Raw genomic sequence first — 20325 nt, 5'->3', positions numbered from 1 at the left:
TAACCCTCCCGAAAATCATTCGGGAGAGACGCCATGACCCAGACCATCGCCTTCATCGGCCTCGGCAACATGGGCGGGGGCATGGCCGCCAACCAGGCGAAGGCCGGGAACGCCGTCGCCGCCTTCGACCTGTCGCAGGCCGCGCTGGACCGCGCCGCAGCCGCGGGCTGCGCGCCGGCCGGTTCGGTCGTCGAGGCGGTCAAGGACGCCGACGTCGTCATTACCATGCTGCCCGCCGGACCGCATGTGCTGAAGGTGTTTTCCGAACAGATCATCGGCGCGGCGCCGACCTCGGCCCTGCTGTTGGACTGTTCGACCATCGACGTGGACACGGCGCGCAAGGTGGCGGGTCTGGCCGGAGAGGCGGGTTACACCTTCGCCGACGCCCCCGTCTCGGGCGGGACCATGGCGGCGGACGCCGGAACCCTCGCCTTCATGGTCGGCTGCGACGAGCCGGAGTTTGCCCGCATCGAGGCGGCGCTGGAGCCGATGAGCCGGGCCAGCTTCCGCGCCGGTGACCACGGGGCGGGGCAGGCGGCCAAGATCTGCAACAACATGATCCTCGGCATCACCATGCTGGGGACCTGCGAGGCCATCGCCCTGGCGGAGAAACTGGGTCTGGACCCGGTGAAATTCTTCGACATCGCCGCCAAGTCCTCGGGCCAGAGCTGGAGCGTGACCACCTACTATCCGTGGCCCGGCCCGGTGCCGACCGCGCCGTCGAACCGCAACTACGACGGCGGCTTCGCCACGGCCATGATGCTGAAGGATCTGAAACTGGCCCAGGACGCGGCGGCCAGGTCGGGGGCGAGCACGCCGCTGGGCGCCCAGACCGAGGCCCTGTTCCAGCTGTTCGATCGGTTGGGTTACGGCGGCCGGGACTTCTCGGGCATCTTGCAGATGCTGCGCGGCAGGCTCGACGAGCTGCCGAAGGGGTAAGGGCGATGAACTGTTGGACTGCGCTTCGTGCCCGGTTCTGGAGAAGCCCTCGACTTGGCGACGAGTTTCGCGTGGTCAAAGTCCTCTACAGCGCGGATGGCAAGCGCGCTGCCGAGGTACACCAGTTTGATTTTGGTCCGACGTATCTGCTCGAGAACGATCTCGCGGAGGGTGGCCAGCGCGTGGAACGGCACCACGGCAGCTTGGTCGGGCCGTTCCACTCCCCCATTCAGGCAGAACGATTCATTATCGCTACGGCATGGTTCAACGGACTGGAGGACCCAAATGGGCAACCGGGCGACTGATGCGGTCGAAGTGAGAACCATTATCAATGAAGGGTTTGCGGCGTTTTGTCCGGTCCGATTCATGGACAAATCGGCCCGATCGGCGCATCACGCGGCAAGTTTTCGCCACCGGTAGAGCTGACCCGTTGTACGACTACAAGGCCGCATTCCAGACCGCCGTGGAGCAGGTCAAGGGCGAGGGGCGCTATCGCGTCTTCGCCGACCTGAAGCGCGTGCGCGGCCAGTTCCCCAGGGCCGTGCGCCGCCGTGAGGACGGGTCCGAGCAGGACGTGATCGTCTGGTGCTCGAACGACTATCTCGGCATGGGCCAGCATCCGGCCGTGATCGGGGCGATGCGGGCCGAGCTCGAGGCGGCCGGGGCCGGGGCCGGCGGCACCCGCAACATCTCGGGCACGACCCGTTCGGCGGTCGACCTGGAGGCCGAGCTGGCGGCGTGGCACCGCAAGGAGGCGGCGCTGCTGTTCACCTCGGGCTATGTCGCCAACGAAGCGACCCTGACCACCCTGCAGCGGCTGCTGCCGGGGCTGATCGTCTTCTCCGACAGCCTTAACCACGCCTCGATGATCGCCGGCATCAGGAATGGCGGCGGCGAGCGGCACATCTACGCCCACAACGATCTGGAGCACCTCGAGGCCCTGCTGGCCGCCGCCCCGGCCGACGCCCCCAAGCTGGTCGCCTTCGAGAGCGTCTATTCGATGGACGGCGACATCGCCGACCTCGGGGGCACCATCGCCCTGGCCCGCAGATACGACGCCCTGACCTATCTCGACGAGGTCCATGCGGTCGGCCTCTACGGTGAGACCGGGGCCGGCGTGGCCGAGCGCGACGGGGTGCTGGACGGCATCGACATCGTCGAATGCACCCTCGGCAAGGCCGTCGGCGTGATGGGCGGCTACATCGCCGCCGACGCGGTCATCGTCGACGCGGTGCGCAGCTGGGCCTCGGGCTTCATCTTCACCACCAGCCTGCCGCCGGCCCTGACCGCCGGGGCCCTGGCCTCGGTGCGCTGGCTCAAGGCCCATCCGGAGCTGCGCGCGGCGCATCAGCAGCGCGCCGCCACCCTGAAGGCCCGCTTCGCCGCGGCCGGCCTCCCGGTCATGCCGTCCGAGAGTCACATCGTCCCGGTCTTCGTCGGCGACCCGGTCCACACCAGGATGATCTCGGACCTGCTGCTGGAAGAGCACGGCGTCTATGTCCAGCCGATCAACTATCCGACCGTGCCCAGGGGGACCGAGCGGCTGCGCTTCACCCCCTCGCCCGACCACGACGACGCCATGATGGACGACCTCGTCGCCGCCATGGACCGGCTCTGGACCCACTGCAATGTGGCGCGGCTGCCGGCCGTCGCCTGAACTCGACGACCCGGGCCGGGACCCGCCCGAACGCGGCTATTTCGCCCCGGAGGCGCCGGCGTCGCCCGCGGCCCGCGGCGCGGCGAGCAGGCGCTCGACCGTGGCGGCGAAGCTGTCCAGCTTCAACGGCTTCACATAGGTCTCGTCCGCTCCGAACAGGCTGGCCATGCGCAGAAGATCACCGGCCCCGACCCGGCCGCCGGAGGAGATCGCCAGAATGCGGACCTCCGGATGGAGGGTGCGGGTCTCGATGATGGTCTCGATGCCGTCCTTGTTCGGCATGAGGATGTCCATGACCACCAGGTCCGCCTTCATCGTCGCCAGCAGGCGGAGCGTCTCCTCGCCGTCGGACGCCGCGACCACGGTGTGGCCGCCCGCCCGCAGCAGCTCCGCGGCGATCATCTGAACGGTCGGATCATCGTCGGCTACGACAATTACAGCCATCTTGGTCTCCCGGCCCGACCATGGACCGACAGCCCTAGGGAAGGTGAAACGGACATGATTAACCTCATGCGGCGACCGCCTCGCCCTCGGGCAGCGCATGGAAGGGAACCGGCGGCGAATAGACGAAGCCCTGGATCAGGTGAACGCCGGCGGTACGCAGGAACTGGGCCTGGGCGTCCGTCTCGACGCCCTCGCAGACGATTTGCATGCCCAGCGACCGGCCCACGGCGATGACCGCATGGATGATGGACGCCGACGCGGTGTCGTCGAGGCAGCACGCCACGAAGCTGCGGTCGATCTTCAGCGTGGAGAAGCGGAGCTCGCGAAGGGCGTGCAGGCTCGTATAGCCGGATCCGAAATCGTCCAGCGCCACCCCCACCCCGAGCCTGCCCAGTCGCTCGAGGGTCGGGCGGGCGGCGGCGATGTCCAGAACGGCGGTCTCGGTGACCTCGATCTCGAGGCGGTCGCCCGGAAAGCCGGCCGTTGCAAGGGCGGCCTCGATTCGGGCGGCGAAGTCCGGCTGCTGGAATTCCGTCGCCGACGCGTTCACCGAGATCTTCAGGCCCGGGCGGGTCAGGGCCAGGCCCATCGCCCGCTCGAGCACGAAGTCGGTCAGATGGCGGATCGAGCCCTCGGCCTCGAGCCGCGGCACGAAATCGGCCGGCGAGCGGGGCTCTCCCGAGGGCGGGGTCCAGCGCGCCAGGGCTTCCGCCTTTCCGGCGAAACGGCCCGCCCTGTCCATCATGGGCTGGAAGACGAGGTCCAGTTCGCCGGCCCGGATGGCCTCCACGATCGCCGGTTCGGAGGCGGCGTCGGCCGCCGGCAGGCCCATGGCGGCGAGGGTGCGCGCCACCCCCTCGGCCAGCCGATCCACGTCCGCGTCCGGACAGGCCCCGCCCCGGGCGGCCGTCTCCAGCGAGGACGCCGCCCCGGCCACGGCGCGGGCCCCGAGGCTCAGGCTCATCGACTTCAGCGCATGCGCCGCGCGGGCCGCGCCGTCCATGTCGCCGCTGGCGGCGGCCGCGCGCACCTCCGCGAGCCGGATCGGGGCATTCCCGGCATAGAGGCCCTGCACGCGCAGAACGAAATCCTGCCGGCCGGAGGCGGCCATGCGGTCGAGATCGGCGCGGATCGCCGGGTCGAACAGGTCGTCGGCCTCAGGCGCGGGCGCGGCCTTCGCGGCCGGCGTCGCCGCGGCCGTCGCGAAGGCCCCGCAATGGTCGGCGAGGGCGGCCTCGAGGTCGTCGAGGGTGAAGGGCTTGTGGATCACGCCGTCCATGCCGGCCTCGCGCCACGCATCGGCCGCCGTGCCGATCACATGCGCGGTCAGGGCCAGAATCGTGGCGCGCGGCCGGCCGGTCCCGGCCTCCTCGCGCCGGATCGCCGCCGCCGCCTGGAAGCCGTCGAGGCGCGGCATCGAGCCGTCCATCAGCACCAGGTCGAAGCGGTCGGTTCTGAGCCGCTCGACGGCTTCCAGCCCGTCGCCGGCGAAGGCGACCTCGACCTCGAACTGGCCGAGCGCCTCGGCCGCCACCTCGCGGTTGACCTCGGAGTCGTCGACGACCAGCACCCGGGCCCCGGGGAAACGCGAGCCCTGGGCGGCCGCGGTCCGGTCGCCCGAAGGCCGGGGATCGAGGCCGCGCGACATCCGGTGAAGGCCCTTCAGCAGCTCGGCCCCGCGAAACGGCCCCGTCAGGGTCCACGGGCGGTCGGGGTCGGCCGCCGCGACGATCCGCACCCCGTCGGCGGGCTCGGCCACGATCCGCGCCCTGGCCTGCTCCGGCGCGACCACCGGCAGGCCGACCCGGGCGGCGTACTGGCGCAGGACCGCGATCGTCGCGGCGGCCGATCCGTCCAGGCTGATCGACCAGCCGCTCTCGAAGACCGGCGGCGCGGCGGCCGCCCCGAGCGCCGGCATCGGCGCCCTGAAACCGAAGCATGAGCCCTCGCCTTCACGGCTGGCCAGCACCCATTCGCCGGCCATGGCCCGGACCAGCCGGTCGCAGATCGCCAGGCCGAGCCCCGTCCCCCCGTGCTTGCGGGTGGTGCTCTGGTCGGCCTGAGAAAAGGCCTCGAACAGGCCCGGCAGCTTGTCCGCGGGAATGCCGGGGCCGGTGTCCACGACGCTGCATTCGATCCGCCCCGACCCGTCGGCCGCCGGCTCGATCCGAAGGGTCACCCCCCCGGTCTCGGTGAATTTGATCGCATTGTTGGCGAGGTTGCCGAGAATCTGGCGCAGCCGGGTCGGGTCGGCCGCGACCGGCCCCAGCGCCGGATCCACATAGACGGCCAGGTCCAGCCCCTTCTCGGCGGCCCGGCCCGCGAACAGGCTGGCGACGTCGGCGGCGATCGCACCGAGATCGACCTCGACGCTTTCCAGCTCCAGCTTGCCGGCCTCCACCTTCGAGAAGTCGAGAATGTCATTGATGATGCTGATCAGGGACTTGCCCGAGCTGGAGATGACCTCGGCGTAGCGGCGCGGCTTCTCCGGCAGGTCGGCCCGGTTCAGCAGGTCGCTGAGCGCCAGGATGCCGTTCAGCGGGGTGCGGATCTCGTGGCTCATCACCGCCAGGAAGTCGGACTTGGCGGCGTTGGCCGCCTCGGCGGCGGCCTTGGCCTCGGACAGCTGCGCGGTGCGCTCGGCGACCGTGGTCTCGAGGCCGGCGACGTGTTCGGCGATGCGCCGGTCGCGCTCCCGCAGCCCCTCCAGCATCGACCGCACCCCGTCCGCCAGGTCGCCCACCTCGCCGTCCGCCTCCACGTCCGGATCGGCGGAATAGTCCTGGGTGTCGCGCACCTGGTTCGCGAAGGCCGCGAGGCGCACGATCGGCGCGCTGATGCGGCGGCCCAGCCGCAGGGCGATGATCAATCCCGCCAGCGCCGCGACGCCGACCCCGAGCAGGGTGATGACGATCGAGCCGATGACCCGCTGCCGGACCCCCGGGGCCCGGGCCAGCAGGGTGATCTCCCCGACCCTTTCGCCGTGGCTGACGATCGGCGCCTGGACCTGGATCGTGCCGGTGTTGAGCACCGACCACACGGAAACCCGGCCCCCGTCCGCCACGCTCACGTCCGAGGCCAGGCGCACCCCGCCGCCGGTCTCGGCCAGCAGCCGGCCGTCGCGCACCTGAATCCGGCCATAGGTTACGTCCGGCATCTGCGAGATGGCTCTCAGGGCCGCGAAGGCGCCGGACCGGTCCTCGGCGCGCGCCGAATCCGCGGCCAGGGAGCCGATCACCATGGCGGTGCGGGTCAGACGCTCGGTTTCCGCCGCGGTCTGGCGGCGGGCGTCGGTCCAGCCCAGGAGCGTGGCCGTAATGATCGCCGTCGCGGTCAGGGCCGAAAGCACCAGCGCCACAAGTCTTCGGCCGATGGTGCGGCGCCTGACATTTCGCTTTTGACGGGGCAAAGGCGCCGCTCCACGAGTAATCGTGCGGCTATACTGACCTTTAATGACTTGACGCTTAATGAGGAACGGCAGGGGCACGGGTGAGCGGCCGGCGAGCGGCCGCCGGGGAATCCCAATGAGCGGCTTTTTTTACGTCCTGGATGAAGAGGCGAGGGTTCTGTTCGTCGACGACGATCCGATTCTCCGCGAATTCGCCCGGGTCAACCTGGCCAGCCCCAACACCCGCATCGACGTGGCCGCCAACGGGCTGGAGGCGCTGGAGCGACTGGCGACCCAGGCCTACGACCTCGTGCTGCTGGACCTGGAGATGCCCGGCCTGGACGGATTCGGGACGCTGACCCGAATCCGCGCCGATCCGGCCCTGGCCGACACGGCGGTGATCGTGCAGACCGGGCGTGAGGACGTCGAGGCCATCGACCGCTGCTTCCGCCTCGGCGCCGCCTCCTTCGTCATGAAGCCCCTCAACTGGCGTCTGCTCACCTATCAGCTGCGGTATGTGCTGCGCGCCGAACGCCAGGCCCGCGCGGCCCGGCCGCGGGCGGTCGCATGAAGGCCGCGGTCGACGCCCTGTCGGTCCTTGCGGCCCGTTTCCGGCGGGCGTCCGAGGGCTCGATCGCGCTCAAATTCGCCCTGCTCGGGCCGGCCATCCTGCTGCTCGGCGTCGGGGCCATCGATCTGCTGGCGGTGAACGCCGCCGACACCCGCCTCCAGGCCGTCGCCGACGCCGGGGCCCTGGCCGGCGCCCCCTCCCTGGCCCTGGCCACCGACGGCTCCGAGGCGCGCGAACGGGCCGCCGCCTTCATCGACGCCCAGATGAAGGACTGGGCCGAGGCGCCGGCCTACGCCGCCACCTATGAAGTCGTCGACCGCGCCGGCCAGCGGGCCATCCGGGTGCTGCTGCGCGGCCACCGGCCGTCCTTCTTCGCCAGCATGCTTCCGCCGGGCGGATGGAATTTCAACGCCGAGGCGATCGCCAGCTCCGTCGGACTGGTGCCGCTCTGCGTGCTGGTGACGGGCGAGCGCGGCGTCCGGCTGCTCAACGTCAGGAACTCCAGCCGCATGAACGCCCCGGCCTGCCTGGTTCATTCCAACCGGGACATCCTGGTCGAGGGCGGCCACATCGACGCCGCCCTGGTGCAGGCCGTGACCACGGCGGGCGGCATGATCAGCCCGGCCCCCAGCACCGGGGCCGCGCCCATCGAGGATCCGTTCGTCAACCTGGATCTCGACCGGAACCCCAGCCTCGGAGTCCTCTGCACCGCCGCGGAACTGGTCAACCGCATCAAGGTGTCCTCCGGCGTCCACCGTGTCCGGGCCGGCCGTCACTGCGGCGGCATCGAGGCCTTCGGCGACGCCCGCATCGTGCTCGCCCCCGGCGAACACTTCTTCCTGGAAGGCAGCCTGGTGGTGCGGGAGAACGCCCGGCTGGAGGGCGAAGACGTGGTCGCATTCTTCGACAGCGCCTCCCGGTTCAGCTTCGCGGACAACGCCATGGTCGCCCTCGACGGACGCAAGTCGGGCCCTTATGCGGGCATCGTCCTGGGCAGCACCCGCACCAACTATCAGGACTTCATGATTTCCGCGGACCACGTCGAGAGCCTGCTGGGGGTGCTCTATGTTCCGTCCGCCCGGCTGGTCGTCGACGGCGATGCGGATGTCGCCCGCGACAGCGCCTGGACCGTCATCGTCGCCAAGGAGATTCAGCTCAAGGGGTCTCCGTCCCTGTTCATCAACGCCAATTACGACGCCTCCGACGTGCCGGTCCCGGCCGGCGTCGGGCCTCGCGCCGGCGGGGCGCGACTCGTCCAGTAGGGAGGACGCCCATGGCCATGGAAGCCGAAGTCGTGAATCAACGCCTCGAAGACCGCCGGGCGCCCCTGGACCGACGCCGCCGCGACCGCCGGAAGCCCGGAAGCCGGGTCAACCGCGACGCGCCGGCGCATTCGCTGATCAAGATCTTCGGAGCCTTCGGCGTGGCCGTCATGACCGCGGTGATGACGCTCACGATCCTGGCGGGAGAGATGCTCGACCTCCATATCCCGCCGATCGCCCTCAGCCTGGAGGGCGTTCTGCTGGGCAGCTTCATCCTGCTCATCGCCCTGGGCTCGATCGAGCGGCGGCTGATCGAGATCCGCCTCGAACTGATGATGATGAACGGCGGCCGCCGCGCCGGCGACGATCGCCGCCAGGCCGGGCGCCGGCGCCCGGCCGACGGGCCCGGCCCCTCCGCCGCCGCCTGATCCCGGCGCCGCCCACGCCCGCGCGGGACGGTCCCGGCTGGAGCGGCCGCAGGGTCTTCGTCGCCGGCCAGGTCGGCTGGGACCGGGCGGGGGCCTTCCCCGACGGCTTCGCCGCCCAGGTCCGCCAGACCCTCGACAACACCCTCGCCGCCCTGCGCGACATCGGCGCCGTGTGGAGCGAACGGATCGGGCCCCACTATCCCGCCATGGCCGTCGTCGGGGTCAAGGGGCTGATCGAGGACGCCGCCCGCGTCGAGATCGAGACCACCGCCGTCGTCCCGGCCGCCTGAGCTTGATCCCGCCGCCGGCCTCGGTCAGGGTCGCGGGCCTTCAGCCGGACCGCCGCCCTTGCCCCTGCCCTCGCCGGACGACCGCTATCTCGACGAGCTGGAGGCGGAGTCCATCCAGATCATCCGCGAGACGGCGGCCCAGTGCGCGCGGCCGGTCATGCTGTTCTCGGCCGGCAAGGACTCGGCGGTGATGCTGCATCTGGCCCGCAAGGCCTTCTTTCCCGCCGCCCCGCCCTTCCCCCTGCTGCACGTCGATACGGCGTGGAAATTCCGCGAGATGTACGACTTCCGCGACCGCGCCGCGGCCGAGGCCAGCATGGAGCTGCTGGTGTACCGGAACCCCGAGGCCGAGGCGCGGGGGATCAACCCGTTCGACCACGGCGCGACGGCGCACACCGATCTGTGGAAGACCCAGGGCCTGAAGCAGGCGCTGGACCATCACGGCTTCGACGCCGCCTTCGGCGGGGCCCGCCGCGACGAGGAGAAGAGCCGCGCCAAGGAGCGCATCTTCTCGTTCCGCAGCCGCACCCACCAGTGGAACCCCAGGGCCCAGCGGCCCGAGCTGTGGCGGCTCTATAACGCCCGCGTGCACAAGGGCGAGTCGGTCCGCGTCTTCCCCCTGTCCAACTGGACCGAGATGGACGTGTGGCGCTACGTCGCCCGCGAGGGGATCGAGGTCGTCTCCCTGTATTTCGCCGCCGACCGCCCGGTGGTCGAGCGCGACGGGGCCCTGATCATGGTCGACGACGCGCGGATGGCGCTGCGATCCGGCGAGACGGTGCAGACCCGGCGCGTGCGCTTCCGCACCCTCGGCTGCTGGCCCCTGACCGGCGCCATCGACAGCGACGCGGCCGACCTCGCCGCCATCATCACCGAAATGGCCGCCTCGGGCGCCTCGGAACGTCAGGGCCGGGCCATCGACCGGGATCCGGCCGCCTCGATGGAGATCAAGAAGCGCGAGGGCTATTTCTGATGGGCCGCGACCTCGTCCGCCTGATCACCTGCGGCTCGGTCGACGACGGCAAGTCGACCCTGATCGGCCGCCTGCTGCACGACGCCGGCGCCGTGCCCGACGACCAGCTGGCCGCGATCCGCACGCCCTCGGGCGAGCCCGACGTCTCGCGCCTGTTCGACGGCCTCTCGGCCGAGCGCGAACAGGGCATCACCATCGACGTCGCCTACCGCCATTTCGAGACCGCCGGCCGCCGTTTCATCCTCGCCGACACGCCGGGCCATCCGCAGTACACCCGCAACATGGTCACCGCCGCCTCGACCGCCGACGTCGCCGTGGTGCTGGTCGACGCGCGCAAGGGCCTGCTGCCGCAGACCCGACGGCACTCGTATCTGGTGGGGCTAATGGGCGTGCGGCGGGTGCTGCTCGCGGTCAACAAGATGGATCTGGTCGGCTGGTCGCGTGGGACATTCGACGCGATCGCCGCCGACTACCGCGCCCTCGCCGCCGGACTGGGCCTGACCGGGGTCGTCGCCATCCCGGTGTCGGGGCTGGGCGGCGACAATGTCGTCAGCCGCTCGCCGAACCTGTCCTGGCACGACGGCCCGACCCTGCTCGACTGGCTGGAGAGCACCGACCTGGCCGAGGCCGCGCCGGGCCCCTTCCGCATGCCGGTGCAATGGGTCAACCGGCCGGACGCCGACTTCCGCGGCTACGCCGGACGCATCGCGGGCGGGACCGTGCGCCCCGGCGACGCCGTCACGGTGCTGCCCTCGGGCCGCGCCGCCACCGTCGACCGCATCGTCGCCATGGGCGGCGACCTGGCGGAAGCCGGGCCGGGCCGGTCGGTGACCCTGACCCTGGCCGGGCATGTCGACGTCTCGCGCGGCGATGTCCTCGCCACCGCCGACGCCCCGCCCGGGGTCGCCGACCAGTTCGAGGCCCGGATCGTGTGGATGGCCGATGCGCCCCTGCTGCCCGGCCGCGCCTATGTCATCAAACTGGGCGCCGCCACCGTGACCGGCCAGGTCACCGACATCCGCCACAAGGTCAACGTCGACACCCTCGAGCCCCTCCCCGCGCGCACGCTCGAGCTCAACGACATCGGCGTCTGCCACCTGCATCTCGACGCGCCGCTGGCGTTCGAGCCCTACGCCGTCAACCGCGACCTCGGCGGCCTGATCCTGATCGACCGCCAGACCAATGAGACGGTCGGGGCCGGGCTGATCCGCTTCGCCCTGCGCCGCTCGGCCAACGTCCAGTGGCAGGCGCTCGAGGTCGGGCGGGCCGAGCGCGCCGCCCTGAAGCGCCAGAAGCCGCTGGTGCTGTGGTTCACCGGCCTGTCCGGGGCCGGCAAGTCGACCCTCGCCAACCTGGTCGACAAGCGGCTGTTCGCCGAGGGCCGTCACACCTTCCTGCTGGACGGCGACAACGTCCGCCACGGCCTCAACCAGGACCTCGGCTTCACCGACGCCGACCGGGTCGAGAACATCCGCCGCCTCACCGAGGTCGCCCGGCTGATGGCCGACGCCGGCCTGGTCGTGCTGGTCTCGGCCATCTCGCCCTTCGCGGCGGAGCGCCGCATGGCCCGCGAACGGATGGAGCCGGGCGAGTTCGTCGAGATCTTCGTCGACGCCCCGCTGGAGGTGGTCGAGGCCCGCGACGTCAAGGGCCTGTACCGCAAGGCCCGGGCCGGGGAACTGGCCAATTTCACCGGCATCGACAGCCCCTATGAGCGGCCGGAGAATCCGGACATCCGCATCGACGCCGCCGCCCTGACGCCGGAACAGGCCTGCGAGCGGATCATCGCGGCCGTCCGCGACCGGCTGTGAGCCTCAGCCCTCCCGGAACCGCCATTTCCCTGCCGCCATCACCAGGGCGCAGGGCGGCGCCCGAGCCGACGAGGTTGGCCGTCAGACTGCTCAAGCGGCGCTCCGGGTCTTGCGCCCCGCCCCGGCGGCCTTCGGCGCGGCGCCTTTGCGCCCGGCCTTCTGCTCGCGGACCGCGTCCTCGCGCCGGGTGGCCACCACCGGCAGCCCGGCCCCGCGGAGCCGCATCGCCCGCGCCTCGACCTGGGCGAGGATCAGGTCCAGCTCCTTCTCGCTGAGCCGTTCGATGCCGACGAACCGTTCGTCGGCCGTGCTGACGGCGTGGAGCAGTTCGTCCAGCTTGGCCTGAATGGCCGCGCCGTCCCGGTTCTGGGTGTTCTGGATCAGGAACACCATCAGGAAGGTGACGATGGTGGTGCCGGTGTTGATGACCAGCTGCCAGCGGTTGCTGAACCCGAACAGCGGCCCGGTCACGGCCCAGACGACCACCACCCCCAGGCAGACGAGGAAGGTCCAGGGCTTGCCCGAGAGCCGGGCGGTCTGGTTGGCGAAGTGGAGAAAGATTTTTTCCATCAGCGACCAATCCCCTCTCGCGGCGGAGGTTGCAGCCGCCGCGGCCCCGACCGGCCGTTCGCCGCCGGCGAGACCTCGCCCCACTTTCAGCGCCTCGCCGGCGCCGGCGCCGCATCGCCCGCGACGGTCCGCTCGAGCCCCGGCGCGCGCCGCGCCCGCGTCCGTTGCTCGAAGGCATGGCCCAGCGACAGCACCCTGGCGTCGTCCCACTTGCCGCCGATGAGGCTGAGGCCCACCGGCATGCCGCGGTCGAAGCCCATCGGCACGGTCAGGTGCGGATAGCCGGCGATGGCCGCCAGCCGGCTGGCCGAGCCCTGAGAGCGATCGTCGTCGTCCGGATCGTTGGTCCACGCCCGCGAGGTGGTCGGCGCGGTCAGGGCGATCACGTTGTGCCGGGCCATCATCCGGTCGATGCCTTCCGGCCCGGCCGCGCGGAACGACCGCTCGCGCGCCTCGACATAGGCCGGATCGGTCAGGCCGCCCGTCGCCTCGGCCCGCTCGAACAGATCCTGGCCGAACAGCACCGTCTCGCGCGGCTCGGCGGCGTTGAAGGCGATGACGTCGGCCAGGGTCCGGGTCCTCACCTGCGCCGGATCGGTCGAGGCCAGATACAGGTTCAGGTCGTGCTTCAATTCGGTCAGCAGCACGGTCAGCTCCCAGCCGCTGGTCTCGCGGAACTCCGCCGGCGCCTCGGTGATCTCGACCAGTTCGGCGCCGGCGTCGCGCATCACCTGCAGGCTGGCCTCGAACACCGCCTGGGTCTCGGCCGAATAGTTCGGGACGAGGAAGCGCAGCACCCCGATCCGCGCGCCGTTCAGGCTGTCGGCGTCCAGCGCCGCGCGATAGTCGACCTTGCGCGCGTCCGCCTCGGCCGTGGCCGGATCGAGCGGGTCGGAGCCCGCGATCGCCGTCAGCACGATGGCCGCGTCCTCGACCGTGGTCGTGATCGGCCCGGCCGTGTCTTGCGAATGACTGATCGGCACGATGTGGGTCCGCGACACCAGCCCCACCGTCGGCTTGAACCCGACCACGCCGTTGACCGAGGCCGGGCAGGTGATCGAGCCGTCGGTCTCCGTCCCGATCGCCGCCGGGGCCAGGCCGATGGCCACCGCCACGGCGCTGCCCGCCGATGAGCCGCACGGCGTCCGCTCCGGATCATACGGATTGCGGGTCTGCCCCCCGACCGCGCTCCAGCCGCTGATCGACTGAGACGAGCGGATGTTGGCCCATTCGGACAGGTTGGCCTTGCCGAGGATCACCGCCCCGGCGTCACGCAGGCGGGCGACAAGCGGCGCGTCGCGGCCGGGCATATTGTTCGCCAGCGCCAGCGAACCGGCCGTGGTCGGCATGTCGGCGGTCTCGATGTTGTCCTTCAGCAGGATGGGCACGCCGTGGAGCGGTAGGTCAGCGGCGGCGCGCGCCTGCTCCCAGAGATCGGGAGCGACGGCAAGCACGCTGTTCAAGGGTGGCGAGCCATGGCGTCCCCGGTCGAACCGGGCGATCTGCCCCTCGAACACCGATATCCCACCTTCTGGGGTGAGGTCGTGAGCGTCGTCCGCCGCCCACTCGACGACCGAGGTGCTGACGATCCATGGCTCGGGTCCGCCGGGGTGTGGATGCGGAGGCCGGGTCTGGGCCGCCGCGGCGCCAGCGAAGGTCAGGGCCGCGAGCGTGGCGGCGACCACTGTCGCCAGAGCCATCCCGACAAAAGCCCTCCCCTCGAGGGGGAGGGTTGGGTGGGGTGGAGGCAGACTGTTTTCGGTGGAGCGCCGACAGGCTCCGTCAGCCTTGCCGAAGAGCCTCTCGCGCCAGGTCCTGATCGTCACTGCCACCACTCCAACCCCCGCCCCCTTCCCCCTCGAGGGGAAGGGGAGATTTTACTGAGCCCGCGACCCGATGGTCCTGTCAAGGAAGTCCAGATAGGTCCGCCACTGCTGCAGCTGGCGCGGGTTGCCGCGCACCCCGTGGCGCTGGCCCGGATACAGCATCATCTCGAACGGCTGGCTGTTCTCCTGCAGCGCGTTGATGACCCGCGTCGAATTCTCGAAGATCACATTGTCGTCGGCCATGCCGTGCAGCAGCAGCAGCCGCCCGGTCATCTCCGGCAGGCGCGGGATGACGTCCGAGGCGGCGTAGCCCTCCGGATTCGCCTCCGGCGTCGACATGAACCGCTCGGTGTAGTGGGTGTCGTACAGGCTCCACTCCGTCGGCGGCGCGCCGGCGATGGCCGAGGTCAGCCCCATCCCGGGCTCGGTCAGGGCCATCAGGCTCATGAAGCCGCCATAGGACCAGCCCATCATGGCGATGCGGTCGTCGTCGACGAACGGCAGGGAGCGCAGGTGCGCCGCCCCCAGCACCTGGTCCTCGATCTCCGGCTGGCCCATCTTCAGATGCAGGGCCTGTTTGAACGCCGCCGAGCGGTCGCCCTCGCCGCGGTTGTCCAGCCGGAAGACGATGTAGCCCGCCTCGGTCAGCAGTTGATTGGTGGCCGGCTGCCAGGCCCGCCTGACCCCGCCCCCCGACGGCCCGCCATAGACCTGCATCACCACCGGATACTGTTTCGACGGGTCGAACCCCGGCGGCGTGGTCATCTGCCAGACCAGGGTCTCGCCGTGGCTGTCGAGCGTGCCGTAGGTCACCTCGCCGCGCCGCGCCGCATAGGGCCAGTAGGGGTGGTCCTGGTCCAGCCGGTTCTCCTCGATCCAGCGGATGAAGGTCCCGTCGGCGCGATACAGGCCCGATTGCAGGGGCGTGTTCAGGTCCGAATAGTCGCCGACGAAGGCCGTGCCGGTCCGGTCCATCGACGCCGACCACCAGCCGCCGTCCGGGGTCACCGGAACGAACCGGCCGTTCTGCCCGTCCAGCGAGGCGCGCCACAGCCGCTGGGTCGTCGGCCGCTCGCCCTGCACGTCGCACATGGCCTCCTGGCCGCCCGGCATCGGGCAGACGCTGTGTCCGCCGGTGACGCCCCCGGGCCGCTCGGCATAGCCGAACGAGGCGGTGAAGAAGACCTCGCCGGTCTGCTGGTTGACGCCGTTGAGGCTCTTCACGGCCCACGGCCCCCAGGTGATCGGCCGGACCATCCGCCCGTCGCGTTCGTACAGATACAGGTGGTTCCAGCCGGTCTCCTCCGAGGCCCAGATGAACCGCCCGTCGTCCAGGGCCTTGAAGGCGTGGTTCAGCGGCGTCCAGGCCTCGCTGGTCTGGGTGACGATCACCCGGGACGCGCCGGTGTCCGGGTCGACGCTCAGCAGGTCGACGGTCTTCTGGTCGCGCGACTGGCGCTGGACGTACAGCGTCTCGCCGTCGGCCGACCAGTCGACCCGGGCCAGATAGATGTCCGCGTTCTCGCCCAGATCGACCCTGGCCCGCCGTCCCGTCTCGCGGTCGTGGACATACAGCTCGACCAGCGCATTGGGCCGGCCGGCGCGCGGATAGCGCTGCTCGACCACGCTGGCCCCGCCGCCGGTGATGTCGAGCCGCGGGATCACGTCGACCGTCGATTCGTCGGTGCGCTGCAGGGCGATACGGCGTTCGTCCGGGCTCCACCAGTAGCCGGTGTCGCGGTCCATCTCCTCCTGGGCGATGAACTCGGCGGTGGCCCAGGTGATCAGGCCGTCGCCGTCGTCGGTGATGGGGGTCTCGACCCCGCCGGCCAGGTCCAGAACCACCAGGTCCTGGTCGCGCACGAAGGAGACGAAATTGCCCCGGGGCGAGACCTTGGCGTCGATCTCGTCGGCCTCGGTCTCGGTCAGCCGGCGCACCGTTCCGTCGGCGCGATTGGCCAGGAAGACATCGCCCTCCAGCGGCGCGAGGATGTAGCGCCCCTGTTCGTCCCAGGAATATTCGACCACCCCGCGCTGGCTGATGCGCATCCGCTCGCGCCGCGCCTTCTCGGCCTCCGACAGTTCGCCGGCGTCGGGGACCAGGGCCCGGGCGTCGATCAGCTTGAACGGCTCGCCCTCGCCGGTCGGGGCGGCCCACAGGTCCAGCACGTCGACGTCGTCCTCGCGCGAGCGCAGGAAGGCGACCAGCTCGCCGTCGGGCGACAGGCTGACGCCGCGCGCCACCGGCCCGGCCAGGGAAGGATCGGCGAACACCCGCTCGGGCGTCAGCACCGCCGGGTCCGGCCTTTGCGGCCCGCTCCGGGCCTGGGCGGCGGTGAGGGACGACTGGGCCGCGAGCAACAGGGTGGAGGCGAGGAGGAGGTGGCGCATGACGACGACGCTAGAGGCGAATTCCGGCGTCGTCATCCCCTTGTTCCGTCCGCGCGACACCCCATCCCTTCCCCCTCCGCCCCGCGCCCCCTAAGAAGCGCCCGATGACCGACGTCGCCGTTCCCGCCCCGCCCGCGAAAGCCTCGGCCTTCCACGAGCTGGAAGTGCTGTGGGTGCATCACTGGACCGACCGGCTGTTCAGCTTCCGCATCCGCCGGCCCGAGGATTTCCGCTTCCGCTCCGGCGAATTCGTCATGCTCGGCCTGCCCGGCGAGGACGGCGCCAAACCGATCCTGCGCGCCTATTCCATCGCCAGCCCCGGCTGGGACGAGGCGCTGGAATTCCTCTCGATCAAGGTCCCCGACGGCCCCCTGACCTCGCGCCTGCAGAAGATCCGGCCGGGCGACACGGTGCTGATGGGCAGGAAGCCGACCGGCACCCTGGTGCTCGACGCCCTGACCGGCGGCGACCGCCTGTGGCTGATCGGGACCGGCACCGGCCTGGCCCCGTGGCTGTCGGTGGCCCGCGACCCCGAGACCTGGAGCCGCTTCGGCCAGGTCGTGGTCTGCCACACGGTGCGCAACGTCGCCGACCTGACCTACCGCGACTTCCTCGCCGCCGGCATCCACGACGACCCGCTGGTCGGCGACGAGGCCCGGGCCCGGCTGACCTACTATCCGACCGTCACCCGCGAGCGCTTCCAGACCCCCGGCCGGATCACCGACCGCATCCGTTCCGGCGACCTGTTCGCCGACCTCGGCCTGCCGGCCGGCTTCTCGCCCAACACCGACCGGGTCATGCTGTGCGGCTCGATGGCGATGATCAGGGAAGCGGCCGAACTGCTCGAAAATTACGGCCTCAGGGAGGGCTCGAACGCCGAGCCCGGCGACTATGTGCTGGAGCGCGCCTTTGTCGGCTGATCGGAAGGAGGCCCCGACCGCGATGGCCGTCGACCCCCGGGTGGCGCCGGAGGCCTGCGGTTCGATGGCCGAGGTCCGGCGCGGCGTCGACGCCCTCGACCGCGCCCTCGTCGTCCTGCTGGCCGAACGCCAGCGCTACATGGACGCCGCCGCCCGCCTCAAGCCGGACCGCTCCGTGGTCCGCGACGAGGCGCGCATCGACGATGTGATGCGCAAGGTGCTGGCCGCCGCCGGTCCCGCCGGCCTGTCGCCGGCCATCGCCGAGCCGGTCTGGCGCACCCTGATCGAGCGCTGCATCGCCCACGAGTTCGCGGTCTTCGACCGCGCGCGGGGTTAGCGTCTCCTCCCCCATCGGGGGAGGGGGACCATCCGACGGATGGTGGAGGGGGCTGGGCCGGCTACCGCCTCAGCGACCGCAGCATCAGTTCGTGCCGGTAGGCCGCCACATCGACCAGGGCCGCGTCCAGCGCGTCCCGGACCCGGTCCAGCAGCGGCGGCGCCCCGGCCTTGTCCGCCGTCTCGGCCGCCGCGCAGGCTTCGGCCAGGGCCCCCGCCCCGATCCCCGCGGCGGCTCCGCGAAGGGTGTGCACCGCGTCCCGCCAGCCGTCCTCGCGCACGTCCAGCATCGGCGACCACAGGGCCGCCTGCTGGGCGAACAGGCCCAGCACCTCCTCGCCGACGGCGTCGTCGCCGCCGGTGGTCCGCTCCAGCACGGCGAAGTCGACCGCGCCCGACAGGTCCCGCCGGGCCATCAGGCCGACTCGCGGATACAGGCGGGCCGGGTCCGACCCGGCGCCCGCATGGCCCCGATCCGGGGCCGTCGGTTCCACAAAGCCGCCATGGACGCCTCCCCCCGCCGCCTGCCGCGCGGCCGCTGACGGTCTCGATCCTAGGGGCTTCCGCGGCGAACCGGAATGCGCCCTGAAGAACTTGCGCCGCGCCCCGACAGTCTCTATGTCCGCCCCCTCGCGGGGACCGCCCGTCCGGCCGCCGCCCGACGCATGGCTCCGGGTGATTAGCTCAGTCGGTAGAGCAGCTGACTCTTAATCAGCGGGTCGCAGGTTCGAACCCTGCATCACCCACCATTGTTTCTTTAATATAACCAATGACTTGCAGTCCGCCGCGCTGCGTCAAGAAAGATAGCGTTGTTCCTGTGGGGCACACCGGGGGCACAAAATGCTGTGGTGACTCGGGCTACTCGGGGCTCTCCACGACGGTTCAAGGCGTTTCGGTTGCTTGGCGATCTTGCCGGGATTGGTCACTTCGAGAACGCGTCGGACAGCGAGTTAGGTGTTGTGCGATGAAACGCTTTTCCCATTGAGCGATGGGTCGCGTTTCGTGTTCAGCTCGACCTGACTGTCACCGCTCAAGACCAGCTGATCGGCCGATGGAGCGCACCATCGCCAGTCCCGCATCCGAGCCCTTGAGTTCGACCGTCGCGCCCACGTCCGGCGCGACCCTGCCCGGCGCCAGTCGGGCATAGTGTTCCACCTGAGCCTGATCCTTGACGACCAAGAAGGGCGAGGCCCCGACCTCGTCATGGCGACCACCCGCCACCACCCGTCCCCGGACCGTCTCCGCGCCCAGCTCGCGCACCGCCCTGGCACCGTCCAGACGGCGCTGATTCAGCGTTCGGATGACGTCCCGTCGAATCTGTAGTGACCGCAACTTGACCTCAAGCTGCCGATCGAGCCGATAGGCCGCGCCGACCCGTTCGGCCAGGCCCAGACGCTCCAGATGAAGCAGCCGGCCGCGGCTGAGCGCAGCCCATGCATTGGCCTGTCCGCCGGGGTCAGAAACGAGTCCATCAGCGCCTGCCGCCGCGACCAGCCGGCGATCCAGCCCGATGAACCGCTCCGCCTCGGTGTCGCGCCAGACGCGGCGTTCGGCGTCGGTGCGGGCAAGATCGCCCAGCCGCTCATGGGCCACCTCCTGGGCCCGCGCGCGAAAGCCGTAGCCGATGTAGTCGCGCGGGATGACCAGGTCCTTGCCGCTGGCCCGGCGACCGCGCACCACGACATGGGCGTGCGGTTGATCGGTGTCGAAATGACAGACGCCGACCCACTGCAGGTTGGGCTCGCCCAGGTCCTTGGAGACTCGCTCCATGACCTCGCGCGTATAGCCGCGCAGATCGGCGATCCGGTCGCCGTGCTCGGGCGAGACGATGAAGCGGAAATGATGCCGGTCCTCGGCCCAGGCCCTGGCGCCCGCCCTGGCGTCGATCGCGTCATCGGACCGATCGAACAGGTCGGGCCGCGCGCCGTCCTGTCCCGCGCCGCCACGGCCGAGATAGGAAAGATGCTGGCCGAGCACCGCTCCCTTGGCGGCGCCGACACCGGAGTGGCGCGACACCAGGGCCTTGACGATGACCTTCTGACGGACGTCGACCCGAAAGGTTCGTCCCGATCGCTTGTGGGCCGCCTTCAGCACCCCGGCCCGGTCGCCCCTCGCGAACAGGCGCGAGGCCGCGAGGCGCTGGAACATCGCCGTCGGACATTGATCCGATCGGGTTTGACGAAGGCAGGCAGATCGACTGGGAACGGCTCTCCGGGCTGATCCATCCCCGCCAAACGGGCTTCGATACCGCTTCGAACCGACATCACTCGCTCCCAATCATGTCGAAATGCCGAGGCCGGAAGGCTAAGTCACGACAACTCGCAACCCACACCAGTCACCCCAGCAACTGACTGGGAACATACAGCAAACCGACCAACAGATCAGCCTCTTTTATCTTGCCATTTTACCATTTTAATCAGATTTTCTCTTTTTTGTGATTCTATCTATGCCTCCTGTTTGATCTTATACGCCAATGTACGACGATCCGCGATGGTGTTTGCTCAAAGTTGATCAGTCGT

16 protein-coding genes, 1 tRNA gene and 1 pseudogene are annotated in these 20325 nt (G+C 70.5%); 11 read left to right on the top strand and 7 right to left on the bottom strand.

Annotated features, from left to right (window positions below; all coding sequences use genetic code 11):
- Nucleotides 1-27: 27 nt before the first annotated feature.
- The 3 genes and pseudogenes from mmsB to hemA form a co-directional block, all read left to right on the top strand.
- A pseudogene (gene mmsB, locus Q0588_RS05870) lies at nucleotides 28-939 on the top strand (3-hydroxyisobutyrate dehydrogenase); the annotation flags it as partial.
- Between the two features lie 71 nt (nucleotides 940-1010).
- Nucleotides 1011-1244, top strand: coding sequence for a hypothetical protein (locus Q0588_RS05865; protein WP_298744608.1), 234 nt, complete (start codon nucleotides 1011-1013; stop codon nucleotides 1242-1244).
- Between the two features lie 125 nt (nucleotides 1245-1369).
- On the top strand, nucleotides 1370-2596 hold the full coding sequence (gene hemA, locus Q0588_RS05860) for a 5-aminolevulinate synthase (RefSeq protein WP_298744606.1): 1227 nt from the start codon (nucleotides 1370-1372) through the stop codon (nucleotides 2594-2596).
- 36 nt (nucleotides 2597-2632) lie between these two features.
- On the opposite strand, the gene Q0588_RS05855 is transcribed toward hemA, so the two are convergent.
- Entirely contained in the window at nucleotides 2633-3040 is a 408-nt protein-coding gene (locus Q0588_RS05855; protein ID WP_298744603.1) for a response regulator, read from the bottom strand.
- A gap of 64 nt (nucleotides 3041-3104) precedes the next feature.
- Nucleotides 3105-6398 (bottom strand): EAL domain-containing protein, encoded by a 3294-nt coding sequence (locus Q0588_RS05850; protein ID WP_298744601.1) that lies wholly within the window; start codon nucleotides 6396-6398, stop codon nucleotides 3105-3107.
- 166 nt (nucleotides 6399-6564) lie between these two features.
- Between Q0588_RS05850 and Q0588_RS05845 the strand changes: the two genes are divergently transcribed.
- From Q0588_RS05845 to cysC, 5 genes are all read left to right on the top strand, one after another.
- Nucleotides 6565-6999 carry a response regulator gene (locus tag Q0588_RS05845; protein ID WP_298744599.1) on the top strand — a complete coding sequence of 145 codons (435 nt, stop codon included), beginning with the start codon at nucleotides 6565-6567 and terminating at the stop codon, nucleotides 6997-6999.
- A complete protein-coding gene (locus Q0588_RS05840; RefSeq protein ID WP_298744597.1) occupies nucleotides 6996-8261 on the top strand; it encodes a TadE/TadG family type IV pilus assembly protein in 1266 nt (421 codons plus the stop codon). Before Q0588_RS05845 ends, Q0588_RS05840 begins: the two co-directional genes overlap by 4 nt.
- An 11-nt stretch (nucleotides 8262-8272) precedes the next feature.
- Nucleotides 8273-8689, top strand: a complete 417-nt coding sequence (locus Q0588_RS05835; RefSeq protein WP_298744595.1) for a hypothetical protein — start codon at nucleotides 8273-8275, stop codon at nucleotides 8687-8689.
- A 348-nt stretch (nucleotides 8690-9037) separates the two neighbouring features.
- Complete coding sequence (gene cysD, locus Q0588_RS05830) at nucleotides 9038-9952, top strand: sulfate adenylyltransferase subunit CysD (protein ID WP_298744593.1); 915 nt, start codon at nucleotides 9038-9040, stop codon at nucleotides 9950-9952.
- The gene (gene cysC, locus Q0588_RS05825; RefSeq protein WP_298744591.1) at nucleotides 9952-11763 is read left to right on the top strand and encodes an adenylyl-sulfate kinase; all 1812 of its coding nucleotides are present in this window, start codon (nucleotides 9952-9954) and stop codon (nucleotides 11761-11763) included. The genes cysD and cysC overlap by 1 nt, the downstream gene beginning before the upstream one ends.
- Before the next feature lie 90 nt (nucleotides 11764-11853).
- Here cysC and Q0588_RS05820 read toward each other — a convergent pair whose 3' ends face one another.
- From Q0588_RS05820 to Q0588_RS05810, 3 genes are all read right to left on the bottom strand, one after another.
- Nucleotides 11854-12333, bottom strand: a complete 480-nt coding sequence (locus Q0588_RS05820; RefSeq protein WP_298744589.1) for a low affinity iron permease family protein — start codon at nucleotides 12331-12333, stop codon at nucleotides 11854-11856.
- Between the two features lie 86 nt (nucleotides 12334-12419).
- Nucleotides 12420-14033: an amidase gene (locus Q0588_RS05815; protein WP_298744587.1), complete on the bottom strand. Its 1614-nt coding sequence runs from the start codon at nucleotides 14031-14033 to the stop codon at nucleotides 12420-12422.
- 177 nt (nucleotides 14034-14210) lie between these two features.
- On the bottom strand, nucleotides 14211-16550 hold the full coding sequence (locus tag Q0588_RS05810; protein ID WP_298744585.1) for a S9 family peptidase: 2340 nt from the start codon (nucleotides 16548-16550) through the stop codon (nucleotides 14211-14213).
- A 104-nt stretch (nucleotides 16551-16654) separates the two neighbouring features.
- Here Q0588_RS05810 and Q0588_RS05805 point away from each other — a divergent pair, with 104 nt between their 5' ends.
- Nucleotides 16655-17470, top strand: a complete 816-nt coding sequence (locus tag Q0588_RS05805; protein ID WP_298744583.1) for a ferredoxin--NADP reductase — start codon at nucleotides 16655-16657, stop codon at nucleotides 17468-17470.
- A gap of 22 nt (nucleotides 17471-17492) precedes the next feature.
- Entirely contained in the window at nucleotides 17493-17807 is a 315-nt protein-coding gene (locus tag Q0588_RS05800) for a chorismate mutase (RefSeq protein WP_298744581.1), read from the top strand.
- A gap of 61 nt (nucleotides 17808-17868) precedes the next feature.
- On the opposite strand, the gene Q0588_RS05795 is transcribed toward Q0588_RS05800, so the two are convergent.
- Nucleotides 17869-18222, bottom strand: a complete 354-nt coding sequence (locus tag Q0588_RS05795; protein WP_298744580.1) for an Hpt domain-containing protein — start codon at nucleotides 18220-18222, stop codon at nucleotides 17869-17871.
- Nucleotides 18223-18479: 257 nt separating this feature from the next.
- On the opposite strand from Q0588_RS05795, the gene Q0588_RS05790 reads away from it, so the two are divergent.
- Nucleotides 18480-18555 (top strand) — tRNA-Lys (locus tag Q0588_RS05790).
- 274 nt (nucleotides 18556-18829) lie between these two features.
- Here the strand turns inward: Q0588_RS05790 and Q0588_RS05785 are convergent.
- A complete protein-coding gene (locus Q0588_RS05785; RefSeq protein ID WP_298744579.1) occupies nucleotides 18830-19954 on the bottom strand; it encodes a type VI secretion protein in 1125 nt (374 codons plus the stop codon).
- Nucleotides 19955-20325: the final 371 nt, after the last annotated feature.

This window comes from uncultured Brevundimonas sp., from assembly GCF_937870815.1.
Classification (GTDB): Bacteria; Pseudomonadota; Alphaproteobacteria; order Caulobacterales; family Caulobacteraceae; genus Brevundimonas.
Note: the sequence above shows the minus strand (reverse complement) of the source record. Positions and strands in the feature narration are given on the sequence as shown.